Source organism: Streptomyces sp. NPDC059248, assembly GCF_042753905.1.
Taxonomy (GTDB): domain Bacteria; phylum Actinomycetota; class Actinomycetes; order Streptomycetales; family Streptomycetaceae; genus Streptomyces.
The window spans coordinates 1-16,241 of the sequence record NZ_JBHYZV010000051.1 but is presented as its reverse complement, the minus strand read 5'-3'; the positions used below and the strand labels follow the sequence as shown (position 1 = coordinate 16,241).

The window sequence follows — 16,241 nt, the reverse complement described above, 5'->3', positions numbered from 1 at the left end:
TGGGACATCAACTGGCCGGAAGAGTGCGTCTCGTGCCGGAATCGTCGAACGTCCGCTCCTCATCGCGGCCCGGTGGGCGTGCGTGTTCGAGCGGTGGAGCCGGGGGCGATCGGCGCCCCGGTCCTCCGTGGTCCTTCATGGTCCGTCGCGGTCCGCCGTGGTCCTTCGCAGGCGCCGCGGTCGCCACCGGCGCCGTGTGCGCCGCGAGCGCCTCCAGGGCCGCGCGCTGTGCCGGGCCGAGCCGGTCCCGCCTGGCCACCGCCGTATACGTATCGGGCGCCACCCGCAGCGGTGCGACGGGATCCGTCAGATACGGATACCGCTCGGCCGTCCCGACGGCCCGGACGGCCCGCTCCCCGGACCAGCCCAGCGCCGCCGCCAGCGCGTCCGTCGTCAACGGAACGCCCGCACAGGTCAGCGCCGCGAGCAAGGTCATGGCGTCCTCCCCGTCCGGCAGGGGCGCGGGCCCGGCGTCCATGTCGTCGGCGAGCCTGGCGAAGAGCGACGCCATCCGGTCGAGCCGGGCGCCCGCGCGGGTCGCGGCGCCGACGATCTCCGTACCGCGCCGCGCGGTATCCGCCCAGACGGTGATCGACCGGGTGCTCGACGCCCACGCCCCGGTCCACATGTCGTCGTCGAGCACATACCGCTCGCGCCGCAGCCCCGGGTCCTTCACCCGCCGTACCGCGCCGAGCGGCGCCAGATAGCCGACCGCGTTGGACACCGACGCCGGGCTGACCCGCAGCCGCCGGACCAGCTCGGCCGAGGTCAGTCCTTCGGCGTCGGTGGTGAACAGCTCGGTCAGGACGCGGGCGGCCATCCGGGGCAGGCCCGTCGCGACCATCATCCCGGCGAACTCGGCGCGGAAGGACAGCAGGCCGGGATCGGTTTCGGCGTCCGGGGGCGTACGGTCGCCGGATCCCTCGCCCGGGCGGCGGGCCCGCCAGGCCGTGGCCCGGTGGGCGTGCTCCGCCCGGTATCCGCCGGGTCCGCCGTTACGGGCCACCTCCCGGCTCACCGTCGACGTGGGCCGCCCGAGCCGCCGGGCCGTCTCCGCGTACCCCAGCCCCTCGGACAGCGCGTCGGCGATCAGCCGCCGCTCGTCCCGGGTCAGCCTGCCACCGGGCATCGGTCCCCCTTCCCTTCCGGCGCGCCCTTCCGGCACGCACCGGTTTTCATCCCCAGCCCATTGCAACGGTTATCGGCGACCGGTGATGCGTTCACCGGCAAACCCGTTGCAACAAAAGGCCGTTCAGCGGCTCCGACAAGGCGATTGCGCCCTTCAGTCGCTGTTGACGGATATCAACGCACCATAGCTTTCAGCGCACTGTGAACAGAAGGGCAGTGCAATGAAGGAACCCGATTCCCGTCCTGTCGGCCCCGTCGTGATCGAGGTCGCCGGGCTGCGGATGCGTTACGGCACCCATGACGTCCTGCACGACGTCACCTTCCGCGCCCACCGGGGCGAGATCGTCGCCCTCCTCGGACCCAACGGCGCGGGCAAGTCCACCACCGTCGAGATCCTCGAAGGCTTCCGGGCCCGGTCGGCGGGCCGGGTCTCGGTCCTCGGCACGGATCCGGCGCGCGGCGACGAGGCGTGGCGCGCCCGTACCGGTGTGGTCCTCCAGTCCTGGCGCGACCACGGCAAATGGCGCGTACGGGAACTCCTCGCCCACCTCGGTACCTACTACGCCCCGTACGGCACCCCCGACACACCCCGCCCCCGGGACCCCGACGAGCTGATCGCCGCCGTGGGTCTCACCGCGCGGGCGGGCGCCGCGATCCGTACCCTCTCCGGCGGCCAGCGCCGCCGTCTCGATGTCGCGATCGGGGTCGTCGGCCGCCCCGAGGTGCTCTTCCTCGACGAGCCGACGACGGGCCTCGACCCCGAGGCGCGGGCCTCGTTCCATGCCCTGGTCCGGCGGCTCGCCGCCGACGAGGCCACGACCGTGCTGCTCACGACCCACGATCTGGACGAGGCGGAGCGGATCGCCGACCGCGTCCTCGTCCTCTCCGGCGGCCGGATCGTCGCCGACGGCACCACGGCGGAGCTGGCCCGCGGGCACGCCGTCGCCGACGAGGTCCGCTGGACGGCCGGGGGCCGCCGCCGTACCGCGACCACCTCCGATTCCACCGGGCTCGCCCGCGAACTCTTCCGCCGCCACGGCGAAGGGCTGCGCGAACTGGAGATCCGCCGGGCGTCGCTCGCCGAAACCTACGCCGCCCTGCTGGCGACGAGCCGGAAGGGGGACGTACGGTGACCGCCCCCACGCCCGCCCCCACCCCCGCCCGTACCGCCGTGCGCGCGGGCGTCCGGCGCGGACTGACCGAACTGCGGCAGTCCTTCACCAACGCCGCCGATCTGACCTCCCACCTCCTCTGGCCGGCCCTGCTGCTGGCCGTCCTGTTCCTCCTCAGGGACCGGGACTTCGGGGCGTCCGGGCTGCCGTTCGGCACCCTCGTCCTGCCCGGCGTCCTGGGGATGAACATCGCCATGGGCATGGTGATGATGAGCCAGAACCTCACCGCCGACCGCGAGGACGGCACCCTGCTGCGGGCCCGCGCCACCCCGCACGGCATACGGGGCTATCTCATCGGCAAGGTCGTCTCCGTCGGCGGCGGGCTCATCGCGGACCTGGCGATCTTCCTCGTACCCGGGCTGCTGATCGTCGACGGCCTCGTCCTCGGCGCCGCCGCCTGGCCCACCCTCGGCTGGGTCGTCGTCCTCGGTGTCCTGGCGACCTTGCCGGTGGGCGCGGTCCTCGGGTCCCTGATCTCCTCCAGCCGCGCCCAGGGGCTGGTCCAGCTGCCCGTCCTGGGAGCCGTCGCGATCTCCGGGATCTTCCACCCCGTCACGGCCCTGCCCGACGCCGTCCAGTGGCTCGCCCGGCTCACCCCCGTCTACTGGCTCGGCCACGGCACCCGCTCGGCGCTGCTGCCCGCCGAGGCCGCCGCCGCCGCCGAGATCGGCGGCTCCTGGCGGCTGTGGGAAACGGCCGGGGTGCTGGGCCTGTGGGCGGTGGCGGGCCTGGCGCTCGCCCCGGTGGTGCTGCGCCGGATGGCCCGCCGCGAGTCCGGCTCGGCGGTGTCGGCCCGCCGGGAACGGGCCATGCGCCGTACCGGCTGAGCGATGCGGGCCGTGCGCGCCGTACCGGTTGAGTGCTGACGGCGCCGGCACCGGGCGTCAGCCGTCAGCCGTCGAAGCGGCGGCGCGCCTCCTCGATCCGGTCGAGGTACTCATGGGTCCAGCCGCACATGGCGTCGACCGTCGCCCGCAGGCCCTGCCCCGGCTCGGTGAGCGTGTACTCGACCCTCGGCGGCACGGTGGCGTGCGCCGTCCGCTCGACGAGGCCGTTGCGTTCCAGCATGCGGAGGTTCTGGGCGAGCATCTTGTGGCTGACGCCCTCCACCTCCTTCCGCAGCTCACCGAAGCGCAGCGTGCCCTCGCCGAGCGCCTCGATGATCAGGAACGCCCACTTGTTGGCGACGTCCGAGAAGATCTCGCGCGCCAGGGAGTCCGCGCGCCGCAGATCCGCGTCCGCGGGCAGGCCGTGCAGCAATCGCTTGGTCACCATCTGGTTACCCCGTTACTAGAAAGTGCGTTCCTCCAGTTCAGCCCAGACTCTCCTACGGTTTCCAAGTAACCGCAAGAGAGCATGGAAGAGGGGCGAGAGCCATGGCTGAGCGGTCGGCGGTCGGCGGTCGGCGGTCGGCTGTCAGCTGTCGGCAGCCGGTTGTCCCACCCGCTCGCGGACGTCCACGACCGCGGCGCCCGCGTACTCGACCAGGGACCGGGGGTCGAGCGGGAACACCGCGTGCGGGTTCCCGGCCGCCGCCCACACCACGTCGTGCGCGAGCAGCCCCCGGTCGGCCAGGACCCGGGTCTTCGTCAGATGGCCGAAGGGGGGTACGCCTCCGATCGCGTAGCCGGTCGTCGCGCGGACGAGATCGGCGTCGGCGCGCTTGACCTTCCCGGCGCCCAGCTCGGCCCGTACCCGCTCGACGTCGACCCGGGACGAGCCGTCCATCAGCACCAGTACCGGCTCCCCGTCCGCCGTGAAGATCAGCGACTTGACGATCTCGCTCACATCGCAGCCGATGGCGGCGGCGGCCTCGACGGCGGTCCTGGTCGCGTCCGGGAACCGCCGTACCGGGACGTCGAGCCCCAGCTCCCGGAGCGCGGCGGCGAACCGGGGGTGGGCCGCGGTGCCATCTGTGCTGGTGCTGTCGGTGGTGCTGTCATCAGTGCTCATGCCCGGCCACGGTAGTGGCGGCCGGGACCGGGCTGCGACCGGCTTTCGGCGCCGGGCGCCGGACGGCGGACGGCGGCACCGGACGGCGGGGGCCGGCCGCACCCGTCAGCGGGACGTGAGGACCTGGGCCACCACCGGGCCCGCCGCGTCGCCGCCCCGGCCGCCCGACTGGACCGAGGCCGCCGCCGCGAGATCGCCCGCGTACCCCGCGAACCAGGCGTTGCTCGTCTCCTGGCCGCCCATCTCCGCCGAACCGGTCTTCGACCCCTTGTCGCCGCCGACCGGCGCCATCGCCTTGCTGCCCGAACCCGAGGTCGCGTCCGCCCGCATCAGCGCGCGCAGGGTGTCCGCCATGGCCGGGGGCAGCGCCTCCGCCGTGGCGAACTCCGTGCCGTCCATCGCCTCGGCGAGGATCGTCGGCTGCTTGAACGCGCCGTTCTTCACCGTCGCCGCCACCGACGCCAGGTTCAGCGCGTTCATGGTGATCCGGCCCTGGCCGATGTAGGAGGCCGCGGTCTCCGTCCCCGACGACTCGGGCACGCTGCCGTCATGGGTCGATGCGCCCGTCTTCCAGTCGAGGCCCAGACCGAAGTACTTCCGGGCCGTCTCGCCCAGCGCCGTACCCGCGACACCCTTCTCCGTCAGCGGCTTGATCGCCTTGATGAAGGTGGTGTTGCAGGAGCGGGCGAACGCCTGCCGGAAGGTGGCGCCGGGCACCTCGAAGCGCTTCAGGTTCTCGAAGGTCCGGCCGTTCCACTGCACGGTCGCCGGACACTCCACCGGGCTGTCCGCCCCCTCGACCAGACCGTGCTCCAGCATCATCGCCGCCGTCACGATCTTCATGGTGGAGCCGGGGGCCTGGGCGCCCAGCAGAGCCGTGTTGAAGCCGCCCGCCGGGCTGTTGGCGATCGCGCGTATCCGCCCCGTACTGGGCTGGACCGCGACGACCGAAGCGCTCGGTCTGCTCGCCACCGCCCGCTCCGCCGCGGCCTGCGTCCCGGCGTCGATGGTGGTCTTCAGCTCGCCCGGCTTCCCCTCGGTGAGGGTGAGCAGGGACCGGTCCGGCGTGGACCCGTTCGCGGACTCCACGACCAGTTCGACGCCCGGCTCGCCGCCGCCCGCCGCGCCGTACTTGCTCCGCAGCCCGTCCAGTACGGCCGCGAGCGACGGGTACTTCTCCTTCGTCAGCTCGTGCCCCGCCCGGTCGACCGCCTTGATCGGCGGGGCGTCCGCCGGTCCCGTCACCAGCTTGGTGTTCTCCGTCAGCCGCGGATGCACCACCGACGGCCGCCAGTCGACGACCGCCCGGCCGGTCGACGCGCCGCGCACCACGGTCAGTTCGGACGCGTACGTCCACGGCTTGCTGTGGCCCTCCCAGGTCACCGTCGCCTTGACGGTGAACGGCACCTGCGGGCCCACGGCCGTGCCGGGGGTGATCTCGGCGGCCGACACCTTGGCCACCGAGCGGTAGCCGCCGAGCGCCGGACCGGCCGCGACCGGGTCGTCGGTGAGCTGTGCCGCGGTCTCCGCCTCGCCTCTCGCCCACGCCGTGAGGAAGTCCCGCGCCGTCCGCTCGACCTCGTCGACGGTCGGAGGCCCGGTCTTCTCGGCCGTCGAAAGACCGTTCTCGCGATTGCCGCCGGTGACCCCCTCGTAGAGGTTGTAGCCGCCGTACGCGACCCCTCCCGCGACGACCAGGAACACCCCGCCGACGACTGCCGTCTTCGCCCCGCTGCGCATGATCCGCGCCCCTCCCCGTTTGTTGAACGCGTTCAAAGATAGAGTCGTACGGGGCGGTCCCGCGGCACCGTTACGCGACCGGGACACACCGGGCCCGGAAAGGCCGGGTCTATACCCAGGTATCCAGCCACATACGATCCTGCCACTCGCTCATCGGGATCACCGTGCCCGTGTACAGCGGGTGGAAGTAGACGAAGTTCCAGAGGATCAGCAGGACGAGGACGCCCGCGCCGATCGCCCCCACCGCCCGCCGGGTCTCCGACGCCCCCGGCGGCCCCAGGATCGCCCCCACCAGCATCGCGATCGCCAGACACAGGAACGGGACGAAGACCACCGCGTAGAACACGAAGATCGTCCGCTCCTGGTAGAAGAACCAGGGCACCCAGCCCGCGGCGATCGCGCAGGCGATCGCGCCCGCCCGCCAGTCCCGGCGGAAGAGCCACCGCCACACCACGTACACCAGCGCCGCGCACCCCGCCCACCACAGCAGCGGGGTGCCGAGCGCCAGCACCTCGGAGGCGCAGCCACCCGGGGTGTCCGCCGCACAGCCGCCGCTGCCCGGCTTCAGGTCCTTGTAGTAGTAGGACACCGGGCGGCCCATCACGATCCAGCTCCACGGATTGGACTCGTAGGTGTGCCCCGAGGTCAGGTTCACATGGAACTCGTAGACCTCCGCCTCGTAGTGCCACAGACTGCGCAGCCAGTCCGGTACGAACGGCCAGGCGGTGTCGCGGCCCCCGCCGGTCGACGCCCAGTTCCGCAGATGGCCCCGGTCGGTGAAGATCCAGCCGGACCAGGTGACGAGATACGTCGCCAGCGCCACGGGCACGGTCGCGACGAACGCGGGCACCAGATCGCGCCGCAGGACCGCCCGGTACGGGCTCACCGCGCCCGCGGTCTTCCGGGCGCCGACGTCCCACAGAACGGTCAGCAGCCCGAACGCCGCCATCACGTACAGACCGTTCCACTTCGTCCCGGCGGCCAGACCCAGCATCACACCCGCCGCGATCCGCCACGGGCGGGCGCCCAGGCGCAGGGTCGCGGCGGTCACGGCATCCGGCCGTGTCACCCCCTCGTCGTCCACGGGCAGCGCCGCCGCGAGCCGGGCTCTGGCCCGGTCCCGGTCGATCAGGAGGCAGCCGAAGGCCGCCACCACGAAGAACATCAGCACCAGGTCGAGCAGGGCGGTCCGGCTCATCACGAAGTGCAGACCGTCGACGGCGAGCAGCAGTCCCGCGACACAGCCGAGGAAGGTGGAGCGGAAGAGTCGCCGGCCGATCCGGCAGATCATCAGCACCGACAGGGTGCCGAGCAGCGCGACCATGAAGCGCCAGCCGAACGGTTCGAAGCCGAAGAGCTTCTCGCCCAGGCCGATGACCCATTTGCCGACCGGCGGATGGACGACGTACCCGGGGTCGGCGGGGATCGGCACGGCGGACGGGTCCGCGAGGATCCGCTTGTCGACGTCCTTGGGCCAGTGGCCCTCGTACCCCTGGTTGATCAGCGCCCAGGCGTCCTTGGCGTAGTACGTCTCGTCGAATATCACCGCGTTCGGCTTGCCCAGGTTCCAGAACCTGATCACCCCGGCGAACAGCGCCACCAGCAGCGGCCCCGCCCACGCGGAGATCCGCAGCAGCGGCCCGACCCGGTGCGCGGGCACACCGAGGACCGGCCACAGCCGCTCCGACGGCCGGGCGTACGGGGGCACGAGCCGCTCCCGCAGCCCGGTCTCCGCCCGCGGCGCGTATCCGAAACGCCGCAGACGCGCGGGCCAGGCGGGGGGCGGCGGGTCGTCGTCCCCCCGCTTGAGGGGCGAAGGCGCGGTACTGGTCACCGCGCCATCGTAGGGACATCCCCGCGCGCCCCGGGCCACCCGCGTCCCACGCGGTCGCAGTTCCGCCCGGCCCGGGGACGCCCGGCTGATCCCTCCTGCGTGCGGTGGAGGTATTCAGGGGCGCGAGGAACCGCGCGACCGGCCACCCACGGTCCGCGGGGGATCACCGGCGGCTCCCACCCCACCCGCCCGGGAGACAATGGCACCGTGAACGACAAGACGCGCGCCGCCACCGAGAACACCGCACCCCGCCCGGAGGGCACCGGCACCGGCACCGGCAAGGGGACGCTCGTACTCGCCGGGACGCCCATCGGGGACCTCGGCGACGCCCCGCCGCGGCTCGCCGATGAGCTGCGCGCCGCGGATGTCGTCGCCGCCGAGGACACCCGGCGGCTGCGGCGCCTCACCCAGGCGCTCGACATCCGGCCCGGCGGCCGGGTCGTCTCGTACTTCGAGGGGAACGAGTCCGCCCGCACCCCCGAGCTGGTGGACGCCCTCACCGGCGGCGCCCGGGTCCTGCTGGTGACCGACGCGGGGATGCCCTCGGTATCGGACCCGGGCTACCGGCTCGTCGCCGCCGCCGTCGCCGCGGACATCCGGGTGACCGCCGTCCCCGGCCCCTCCGCCGTACTGACGGCCCTCGCGCTCTCCGGGCTCCCGGTGGACCGCTTCTGCTTCGAGGGTTTCCTGCCCCGCAAGTCGGGCGAGCGGCTCGCCCGGCTCCGCGAGAACGAGCAGGAGCGCCGGACCCTGGTCTACTTCGAGGCCACCCACCGCATCGAGGAGACGCTGCGCGCGATGGCCGAGGTCTTCGGCCCGGACCGCAGGGCCGCGGTCTGCCGTGAGCTGACGAAGACGTACGAGGAGGTCAGGCGCGGCGGCCTCGCCGATCTCGCCGCCTGGGCCGCCGACGGGGTACGCGGTGAGATCACCGTCGTCGTCGAGGGCGCGCCCGCCCCCGGCCCCGGGGACCTCACCCCGGCCGATCTCGTCGCCCGGGTCAGGGTCCGGGAGGAGGCGGGGGAGCGCCGCAAGGAGGCGATCGCCGCGGTCGCCGCCGAGGCGGGGCTGCCGAAGCGGGACGTGTTCGACGCGGTGGTGGCGGCGAAGCGCGAAGCGGGCGCCGACGCGCCGGGCACGGCGTAGCCAGGACATGGCGGCGTCGCCAGGGCATGGCCAAGGCCCGGCCACCGGTCGCCGACCGGTCGCCCGGCGGGTAAAGGGCTAGCCTGGAAGGCAAAGCGAGGACCGTGTCCGAGGGCTCCCGGGCATGGGAAGTGCCAAGACCGCACCATCTTTCGACAGGCGCTGTCGCGCTCCCGCCGGAATGGGCGTCCACTGGATCAGTGGAGAGGAGCTGGCATGAGTGAGATCACCGGCGTGGCGAGGGTCCACGAGGCGTACGCCTTCGCCTGCATGCGCTGCGGGCACGGCTGGGAGCAGGCGTACGAGATCGAGCACCACGTCGACGCGGGGGGGCGCCAGTACGTGGTCTACCGTGCGGACGGCACCCGAGTGCCGTCCCCGTTGTCCAGTCCCACCTGCGCCAACTGCGGGGGACATGTCGTCAGGATCATGCGCGCGGGCCAGGTGTCGTCCGTGCTGAACGGGGCCGCGAGAAAGGGCCGTACCGGCCGGATCGTGGAGGAGCGGCCGGTACCGATCGCCGGGCCCATCGGCGCCACGGACTACCGGCTGGAGGCCGACGGCGAGCCGGATGTCGCCCCGGCGGCGGCGACCGCCGCTGTGCCGGACGCGCGGGAGCCCCGGCACCACTGGCATCTGTCGGATCTGCTGCACCCGTTCCAGCACCGCCGCCACTGAGTCCGCCGGGCCCACGGGGCCCGGAGCCCCCGGGGCCCGTGCCCCGGGAACCGGCTCCGGGCCCCGTGCCGTGCCCGGTCCGTAGGATCGCGTCCATGAGTACGCAGTCCACGTCGTCGCCACCGCCGCTGCCCGAGCCCCTGAGGGTGCCCGTCGCCGACTCGCACACCCACCTCGACATGCAGGAGGGGACCGTCGACGAGGCGCTGGCCAGGGCGGCGGCCGTGGGGGTGACCACGGTGGTCCAGGTCGGCTGCGACATCGCGGGCTCCCGCTGGGCCGCCCGTACCGCCGCCGCGTACGACGCCGTGCACGCGGCCGTCGCGCTGCACCCCAACGAGGCGCCCCGGATCGTCCTCGGGGACCCCGGCGACGGCGGCCCCCGGCGGTCGGCGCGCCCGCCCGGCGGGGACGGCGCCCTCGACGCGGCCCTCGCCGAGATCGACGCGCTCGCCGCCCGGCCCGAGGTGCGGGCCGTCGGCGAGACCGGGCTCGACTACTTCCGCACCGGCGAGGAGGGCGTCGCCGCCCAGGAGCGGTCGTTCCGCGCGCATATCGAGATCGCCAAGCGCCACGGCAAGGCGCTCGTCATCCACGACCGGGACGCCCACGCGGACGTGCTGCGGGTCCTCGCCGAGGAGGGCGCGCCCGACCGTACGGTCTTCCACTGCTACTCCGGCGACGCCGACATGGCGAAGATCTGCGCCGACGCGGGCTACTACATGTCCTTCGCGGGCAATGTCACCTTCAAGAACGCCCAGCCGCTGCGGGACGCCCTCGCGGTCGCGCCGCGCGAACTGGTCCTCGTGGAGACCGACGCGCCCTTCCTGACGCCCGCGCCGTACCGCGGACGGCCCAACGCCCCGTATCTCATTCCGGTCACGCTGCGGGCGATGGCGGCGGTGAAGGGCCTCGACGAGGACACGCTGGCCGCGGCCGTCGCGGCCAATACGGCGGAGGCGTTCGGCTACTGAAGATCACGGCACGATAACGCGTTCCGGCCCGTACGGACGCGCTCCGGCCGCCGTTCGCGACACGACGTGACCGGATGGCTTTGGAGAGTGACGGCGGCTCGGCTAGCGTCCCGGCGCACCACACAGCGACCAGTGGGCAGCGACCAGTGGGCAGCGGGCGGACGGAGCGCGGCGTGAGCACGGAGCAGCACGGCGAGGGCGCCGCACCGGCGGCACCCGGCATCCTCGGGAAGGGCTCCCGTCGGCGCCCGCGCCCGCGCCCGGCCGCGCCCGGCCGGTCCCTCGTCCTGCGGCGGCTCGTCCCGCAGGCCCTCGTCGTCGCCTGCCTCGCGGGCGGCACCTCGGCGTTCCTCGTCTCCGACAAGGCGGTCCTGCTGACCGTCGACGGGGTGCCCCGCGCCCTGCACACCTTCGCCGACGACGTCGGAGAGCTGCTGGAGGCGGAGGGGGTGGCCGTCGGGGCGCACGACATCGTCGCGCCGGGCCCCGCAGCCGCCCTCGCCGACGGCGACGAGGTCGTCGTCCGCTACGGCCGCCCCCTGACGCTCACGCTCGACGGCGCCCGCCGCACGGTCTGGACCACGGCCGACACCGTCGACGACGCGCTGCGCCGGCTCGGCGTACGGGCCGAGGGCGCCTATCTGTCGGTGTCCCGGTCGGCCGGGATCTCCCGGACCGGCCGCGCCCTCGACGTCCGTACGGAACGCGCCGTGACCTTCCTCGCCGACGGACGGGCCCGCACCCTGCGCACCAACGCGGCGACCGTCGCCGAGGCCCTCGCGGAGGCGGGGATCGCGCTCGGCGGCCAGGACACCGCCTCCGTACCGCTCGGCGACTTCCCGCGCGACGGCCGGACGATCACGGTCACCCGGATCACCGGCTCCCGCCAGGTCCGGGAGGAACCGGTCCCGTACCGCACCGTGCGCACCGCCGACCCCCGCGCCTTCACGGGGACGGAGACCGTGGTCCGCCAGGGCCGGGCGGGCACCCGCCGGGTCACCTACGCCCTGCGGACCGTCGACGGGGTCCGGGAGAAGCCCCGGAAGGTGGCGGAGGAGCTTATCCGCCGCCCCGTCACCCAGCGCGTCCGCTACGGCACCCGCCCGCGCCCCCGGTCGGTCGCGGGCGCGGACGGTCTCAACTGGGCCGCGCTGGCCCGCTGCGAGTCCGGCGGCCGCCCGGGCGCGGTCGACCCCTCGGGCACCTACGGGGGCCTGTACCAGTTCGACGTCCCCACCTGGCGCTCCCTCGGCGGCACCGGCCGCCCCCAGGACGCCTCCGCGCCGGAACAGACCTTCCGCGCGAAAAAGCTCTACGTCCAGCGCGGCGCGGCCCCGTGGCCGCACTGCGGACGGCTGCTCTGAGGGTGTCGCCCACCCCGCCGCCGTAGTGGGCGGGCCCGGGGCCTGGGACCCGTAGGCTGTAGCGGTGAGCAGCACCGACCCCGAAACGACCGGCGACGACGAGTCCTCCGGCGGTACCGAGACCGACCCGATCGACGTCACCGACCCGACCGATGTCACCGACGGCCGCGACGTCGCCGACGGTCCCGATGCCGCGGACGCCCTGCTCGGGCCCGCCGAGATCCGGGAACTCGCCGCAGCGCTCGGCGTCCGGCCCACCAAGCAGCGCGGGCAGAACTTCGTCATCGACGCGAACACCGTCCGGCGGATCGTCCGTACCGCCGGCGTCCGGCCCGACGACACCGTCGTCGAGGTCGGGCCCGGGCTCGGGTCCCTCACCCTCGCCCTGCTGGAGGCCGCCGAGCAGGTCGTCGCCGTCGAGATCGACGACGTGCTCGCCGCCGCCCTGCCCGGTACCGTCCTCGCGCGGCTGCCGGAGCGCGCCCCCCGCTTCTCCCTCGTCCACGCCGACGCGATGGTCGTCGAAGAGCTGCCGGGGCCGCCGCCCACGGCGCTCGTCGCCAACCTGCCGTACAACGTCGCCGTCCCCGTGCTGCTGCATATGCTGGACCGGTTCCCCAGCATCGAGCGGACCCTCGTCATGGTCCAGGCCGAGGTCGCGGACCGGCTCGCCGCCGACCCCGGCAACAAGGTGTACGGCGTCCCCTCCGTGAAGGCCAACTGGTACGCCGACGTCAAGCGCGCCGGATCCATCGGCCGCAATGTGTTCTGGCCCGCGCCCAACGTCGACTCGGGACTGGTCTCCCTCGTCCGCCGCGAACCGCCCCGGACGACCGCCACCAAGCGGGAGGTCTTCGCCGTCGTCGACGCGGCCTTCGCCCAGCGCCGCAAGACGCTGCGCGCCGCCCTCGCCGGCTGGGCGGGCTCCCCGGCGCTCGCGGAGAAGGCCCTGGTCGCCGCCGGAGTGTCGCCCCAGGCGCGCGGCGAGTCCCTGACCGTCGAGGAGTTCGCCAGGATCGCGGAGGCCAAGGCGTGACCGGCGGTACGGACCGGCAGGTCACCGTACGCGTACCGGCGAAGGTCAATGTGCGGCTCGCCGTCGGCGCCGCCCGCCCCGACGGCTTCCACGACCTGGCCAATGTCTTCCTCGCCGTCTCCCTCCACGACGAGGTGACGGTACGTCCCGCGGACACCCTGACCGTCACCTGCGAAGGCCCCGACGCCGACCGCGTACCGCTGGACCGGACGAACCTGGCCGCCCGCGCCGCGGTCCTGCTCGCCGCCCGCCATGGCATCGAACCCGCCGTCCACCTGCACATCGCCAAGGACATCCCCGTCGCGGGCGGCATGGCGGGCGGCAGCGCCGACGGCGCGGGCGCGCTGCTCGCCTGCGACGCGCTCTGGGGGCTCGGCTCGACCCGGGCCGAACTCCTCGACATCTGCGCCGAACTCGGCTCCGACGTCCCCTTCAGCCTCGTCGGCGGCGCCGCCCTCGGCACCGGCCGGGGCGAGCGGCTCACCCCCGTCGACGTCGGCGGTACGTTCCACTGGGTCTTCGCGGTCGCCGACGGCGGGCTCTCCACCCCGGCGGTCTACGGCGAGTTCGACCGGCTCACCGCCGACACCGACGTCCCCGACCCCGAGGCGTCCCCCGCGCTCCTCGCGGCCCTGCGCTCCGGCGACGCCACGGCGCTGGCCGCCGCCCTCGCCAACGACCTCCAGCCCGCGGCGCTCTCCCTGCGCCCGGCGCTGCGGGCCACGCTCGACGCCGGTCTCGCGGCGGGCGCCCTCGCCTCGATCGTCTCCGGCTCGGGCCCGACGACCGCGCATCTGGTGGCGGACCGGGAGACGGCGGACACCGTCGCGGCGGCGCTGACCGCTTCGGGCACCTGCCGTACCGCCCGGATCGCCACATCCCCGGCGGCGGGCGCGACGATCATCTGACGCGGCGGACGCCGGTGCGGGACGGGACGAGGCGTACGCCTATACACCCCGGGCTCCGGTCCTGTCCGCCGAACGCCCCCACGCGCCCCTCCGGACGCGCGTGCGTCCACGGGCCGTAGGCCGCCCGATCTTTCGGGTGATCGGCGGGGCCCTCCGGTGTGTGGTGCCGTCCGCGTCCCGTACCCCGTGGTCGATTGGGGCCGAGCCCCGTCCCGATGACCGGGCTCGGAGAGGAACCCATGAAGAGCATCCTGGGCAAGGCACTGGTGACCGCCGGTGCCGCGCTGGCCCTGGCCGCCGTCGCGGCCCCCGCGCACGCGCACGAGCCGGTGACGGCGGGCGGCGGCGGGCAGTACATCGCCTCCGGCGAACCGCACCACATCTTCGCCGCGGGCGAGATCCACGGCTTCGCCGAGACGGCCCACGCCTACGCCGCCGGCTTCGGCATCGGCTGGGCCACGGACGTCGCCTCCGGCGGCGCCTTCGAAGGCATCGCGGGCACCCGCTGACACCACCGCGCCCGGACGGACGGGACATCCCGCCGTCCGGGCGCGGCCGGCCCGCGGGTCTCCTCGCCGCCCGGTGACGGCGTGACGTCAACCAGCAGTTGACGCGGTGCGCCCCCATGGCCAAAGATCCGGGCTCATGGCCTCCGTGAACAACGTGCTCCTGCACGGCCGCCGCGCCCTGATGGGTGCCGTCGCCCTGCTGCTGCTCGTCGCGGGCGCCTGGGCGTCCTGGGACTCCGCGCGGCACGTCCTGTTCGGCGGCGACCGCGAGCAGGGCACCATCACCGTCGCCGCGTGCGGCGCCGACACCTGCACGGGCCGGTACGTCCCCCGGGACTCGGCCCCCGCCCGTACCGGGCTCACCATCGAGAAGTCGGTCGCCGTCGAGAAGGGCGCCGTCCTGGAGGTCGTCCTCAAGCCCGGGACGAAGGAACTCGTCAGGACCGGCCCCGCCGGCGCCATCCACGCCTGGCTCCCCCTCGCGGGCGCCCTGCTGCTCGCCTCGATCATCGTCGCGGGCGGGGTCGCCCTCCCCAAGGTCGCCGTCGTCATGGCCGCCGCGGGCGGCGCGATCACCCTGGCGACGTTCACCGCCCTGCTGTGACGTTCACGTTCCCGCGGTAGAGCCGGGACGGTCACGTCCCCGCGGTAGAGCCGCCAGGACCCGGGACCGCCCTCCGCTCCGCGAACGGTTAGCATCCGAACGCATCACCCTTGAGGAGTGGAGAGTTCATCGTGTCTCAACCGCGCGTCGGCGTCGCGATCCTGACCATGGGCAATCGCCCCGCCGAACTGGCGGAGCTGCTCGAATCCGTCGCACGGCAGGACACCCCGGCGAGCCGGATCGTGGTCGTCGGCAACGGTGCGCCGCTGCCGCCGCTCCCCGACGGGGTCAGCGGTGTCGAACTGCCCGAGAACCTCGGTGTCACCGGCGGGCGCAACGCCGCCATCGCGAAGCTCCGCGAGCTGGGCGACGTCGACGTCGTCGTCGACCTCGACGACGACGGGCTCCTCGTCGACACCGACGTCTTCTCCCGGCTGGTGAAGCTCTACGAGCAGGACGACACCCTCGGCGTCGTCAGCTTCCGCATCTCCGACGAGCTGGGCAGGACCGCCCGCCGCCATGTACCGCGACTGCGGGCGAGCGACCCGATGCGCCGCGGATACGTCACCACCTTCCTCGGCGGCGGCCACGGCCTCTCCATGAAGATGCTCGACCAGACCGGCGACTGGCCCGAGGCGTTCTTCTACGCCCACGAGGAGACCGACCTCGCCTGGCGCGCCCTCGACCACGGCTGGAAGATCCTCTACGAGCCCGAGCTGGTGCTGCGCCACCCGTGGACGTCGCCCACCCGGCACGCCGTCTTCCACCGGATGGTCGCCCGCAACCGGGTCTGGCTCGCCAAGCGCCATCTGCCGATCCCGCTGGTACCGCTGTACCTCGGGGTGTGGACGGCGCTCACCCTGCTGCGGACCCGGTCCGCGAGCGGCCTGCGCGCCTGGTTCGGCGGCTTCGTCGAGGGCGTCAGGACACCGTGCCCGCCGCGGCGTCCCATGAGCTGGAAGACGGTCTGGCGCATGACGCGCCTGGGCCGCCCGCCGATCATCTGACGGGTGCCGCCGCCCCGGCTGCGCCTGGGCCCCGGGTTGCCGGGAGTGCCGCGCCCCGGGTTGCCGGGAGTGCCCGGGCCCCCGGGGGTGCCGGACGCGTCCGGCGACCGCGGGTGTTCTACGGTCCGCGGACCGTAGCCGGCTGGTCGCGCAGTTCCTCGCGCCCCTGGACCCCGTGGCTCAGCCGT

The 16,241-nt window shown here is 74.0% G+C and carries 16 protein-coding genes; 11 read left to right on the top strand and 5 right to left on the bottom strand.

Annotation, left to right across the window (positions count from 1 at the left end):
• Positions 1 to 7 precede the first annotated feature (7 nt).
• Complete coding sequence (locus tag ACFXG1_RS21770) at positions 8 to 1,129, bottom strand: helix-turn-helix domain-containing protein (RefSeq protein ID WP_384717536.1); 1,122 nt, start codon at positions 1,127 to 1,129, stop codon at positions 8 to 10.
• Between the two features lie 220 nt (positions 1,130 to 1,349).
• On the opposite strand from ACFXG1_RS21770, the gene ACFXG1_RS21765 reads away from it, so the two are divergent.
• Entirely contained in the window at positions 1,350 to 2,261 is a 912-nt protein-coding gene (locus tag ACFXG1_RS21765; protein WP_384717533.1) for an ABC transporter ATP-binding protein, read from the top strand.
• The gene (locus tag ACFXG1_RS21760) at positions 2,258 to 3,127 is read left to right on the top strand and encodes an ABC transporter permease (protein WP_384744178.1); all 870 of its coding nucleotides are present in this window, start codon (positions 2,258 to 2,260) and stop codon (positions 3,125 to 3,127) included. The genes ACFXG1_RS21765 and ACFXG1_RS21760 overlap by 4 nt, the downstream gene beginning before the upstream one ends.
• 64 nt (positions 3,128 to 3,191) lie before the next feature.
• Here ACFXG1_RS21760 and ACFXG1_RS21755 read toward each other — a convergent pair whose 3' ends face one another.
• From ACFXG1_RS21755 to ACFXG1_RS21740, 4 genes are all read right to left on the bottom strand, one after another.
• Positions 3,192 to 3,575, bottom strand: coding sequence for a winged helix-turn-helix transcriptional regulator (locus ACFXG1_RS21755; RefSeq protein WP_384720858.1), 384 nt, complete (start codon positions 3,573 to 3,575; stop codon positions 3,192 to 3,194).
• A 141-nt stretch (positions 3,576 to 3,716) separates the two neighbouring features.
• The gene (locus ACFXG1_RS21750; protein WP_384720855.1) at positions 3,717 to 4,253 is read right to left on the bottom strand and encodes a YbaK/EbsC family protein; all 537 of its coding nucleotides are present in this window, start codon (positions 4,251 to 4,253) and stop codon (positions 3,717 to 3,719) included.
• A 105-nt stretch (positions 4,254 to 4,358) separates the two neighbouring features.
• Positions 4,359 to 5,993, bottom strand: coding sequence for a penicillin-binding transpeptidase domain-containing protein (locus tag ACFXG1_RS21745; RefSeq protein ID WP_384720852.1), 1,635 nt, complete (start codon positions 5,991 to 5,993; stop codon positions 4,359 to 4,361).
• A gap of 109 nt (positions 5,994 to 6,102) precedes the next feature.
• Positions 6,103 to 7,827, bottom strand: coding sequence for a dolichyl-phosphate-mannose--protein mannosyltransferase (locus tag ACFXG1_RS21740; protein ID WP_384744175.1), 1,725 nt, complete (start codon positions 7,825 to 7,827; stop codon positions 6,103 to 6,105).
• A 207-nt stretch (positions 7,828 to 8,034) separates the two neighbouring features.
• Here ACFXG1_RS21740 and rsmI point away from each other — a divergent pair, with 207 nt between their 5' ends.
• The 9 genes from rsmI (at position 8,035) to ACFXG1_RS21695 (ending at position 16,053) form a co-directional block, all read left to right on the top strand.
• Positions 8,035 to 8,973 carry a 16S rRNA (cytidine(1402)-2'-O)-methyltransferase gene (gene rsmI / locus ACFXG1_RS21735; protein WP_384744173.1) on the top strand — a complete coding sequence of 313 codons (939 nt, stop codon included), beginning with the start codon at positions 8,035 to 8,037 and terminating at the stop codon, positions 8,971 to 8,973.
• Positions 8,974 to 9,189: 216 nt separating this feature from the next.
• A complete protein-coding gene (locus ACFXG1_RS21730) occupies positions 9,190 to 9,651 on the top strand; it encodes a hypothetical protein (protein WP_384715959.1) in 462 nt (153 codons plus the stop codon).
• A gap of 95 nt (positions 9,652 to 9,746) precedes the next feature.
• On the top strand, positions 9,747 to 10,625 hold the full coding sequence (locus ACFXG1_RS21725) for a TatD family hydrolase (RefSeq protein ID WP_384715956.1): 879 nt from the start codon (positions 9,747 to 9,749) through the stop codon (positions 10,623 to 10,625).
• A gap of 74 nt (positions 10,626 to 10,699) precedes the next feature.
• Entirely contained in the window at positions 10,700 to 11,989 is a 1,290-nt protein-coding gene (locus ACFXG1_RS21720) for a ubiquitin-like domain-containing protein (protein ID WP_384715953.1), read from the top strand.
• Positions 11,990 to 12,191: 202 nt separating this feature from the next.
• Complete coding sequence (gene rsmA / locus ACFXG1_RS21715; RefSeq protein WP_384715968.1) at positions 12,192 to 13,025, top strand: 16S rRNA (adenine(1518)-N(6)/adenine(1519)-N(6))-dimethyltransferase RsmA; 834 nt, start codon at positions 12,192 to 12,194, stop codon at positions 13,023 to 13,025.
• Positions 13,022 to 13,933 carry a 4-(cytidine 5'-diphospho)-2-C-methyl-D-erythritol kinase gene (locus ACFXG1_RS21710; protein ID WP_384715950.1) on the top strand — a complete coding sequence of 304 codons (912 nt, stop codon included), beginning with the start codon at positions 13,022 to 13,024 and terminating at the stop codon, positions 13,931 to 13,933. Before rsmA ends, ACFXG1_RS21710 begins: the two co-directional genes overlap by 4 nt.
• Before the next feature lie 239 nt (positions 13,934 to 14,172).
• Entirely contained in the window at positions 14,173 to 14,442 is a 270-nt protein-coding gene (locus tag ACFXG1_RS21705) for a hypothetical protein (protein WP_384744170.1), read from the top strand.
• A 136-nt stretch (positions 14,443 to 14,578) separates the two neighbouring features.
• On the top strand, positions 14,579 to 15,046 hold the full coding sequence (locus ACFXG1_RS21700) for a hypothetical protein (RefSeq protein ID WP_384723723.1): 468 nt from the start codon (positions 14,579 to 14,581) through the stop codon (positions 15,044 to 15,046).
• 131 nt (positions 15,047 to 15,177) lie between these two features.
• Positions 15,178 to 16,053 (top strand): glycosyltransferase family 2 protein, encoded by an 876-nt coding sequence (locus ACFXG1_RS21695; protein ID WP_384744169.1) that lies wholly within the window; start codon positions 15,178 to 15,180, stop codon positions 16,051 to 16,053.
• Positions 16,054 to 16,241: the final 188 nt, after the last annotated feature.

Bases quoted from the DNA above. Each gene is read 5' to 3' on its own strand.
- ACFXG1_RS21770 (WP_384717536.1), bottom strand. From the start codon at position 1,129: ATGCCCGGTGGCAGGCTGACCCGGGACGAGCGGCGGCTGATCGCCGAC.
- ACFXG1_RS21705 (WP_384744170.1), top strand. From the start codon at position 14,173: ATGAAGAGCATCCTGGGCAAGGCACTGGTGACCGCCGGTGCCGCGCTG.
- ACFXG1_RS21700 (WP_384723723.1), top strand. From the start codon at position 14,579: ATGGCCTCCGTGAACAACGTGCTCCTGCACGGCCGCCGCGCCCTGATG.
- ACFXG1_RS21750 (WP_384720855.1), bottom strand. From the start codon at position 4,253: ATGAGCACTGATGACAGCACCACCGACAGCACCAGCACAGATGGCACC.
- ACFXG1_RS21730 (WP_384715959.1), top strand. From the start codon at position 9,190: ATGAGTGAGATCACCGGCGTGGCGAGGGTCCACGAGGCGTACGCCTTC.
- ACFXG1_RS21720 (WP_384715953.1), top strand. From the start codon at position 10,700: ATGGCTTTGGAGAGTGACGGCGGCTCGGCTAGCGTCCCGGCGCACCAC.
- ACFXG1_RS21765 (WP_384717533.1), top strand. From the start codon at position 1,350: ATGAAGGAACCCGATTCCCGTCCTGTCGGCCCCGTCGTGATCGAGGTC.
- ACFXG1_RS21755 (WP_384720858.1), bottom strand. From the start codon at position 3,575: ATGGTGACCAAGCGATTGCTGCACGGCCTGCCCGCGGACGCGGATCTG.
- ACFXG1_RS21725 (WP_384715956.1), top strand. From the start codon at position 9,747: ATGAGTACGCAGTCCACGTCGTCGCCACCGCCGCTGCCCGAGCCCCTG.
- ACFXG1_RS21745 (WP_384720852.1), bottom strand. From the start codon at position 5,993: ATGCGCAGCGGGGCGAAGACGGCAGTCGTCGGCGGGGTGTTCCTGGTC.